This is a genomic window from Aeromicrobium sp. Leaf272, from assembly GCF_001422865.1.
Lineage (GTDB): Bacteria > Actinomycetota > Actinomycetes > Propionibacteriales > Nocardioidaceae > Aeromicrobium.
In genome coordinates, this window is the sequence record NZ_LMMY01000009.1 from 667,765 (window position 1) to 668,011 (window position 247).

Genomic DNA, 247 nt, shown 5'->3' on the forward strand with positions numbered 1-247 from the left:
GCGGTGGGGTGGGTGCTCGGTCGGGGTTCTCGGGGCGCGGGGACGCCGATGATGCTTTCGGGGCGTGCTCACCGTCTCGTTGCCTCGTCGTGCGTCGGTTGAGGCAGTGGGAGGTAGGTGGCGCGCGTTATTCGCCGGGCGACGGTAGGTGGCGCGCGGATACAGACCTCCCTACCGCGGGCCACCTACCTCTGACGCTCCAATTCCGCGGGCCACCTACCTCGGACCCGGCTGGGGCAGTGGGAGG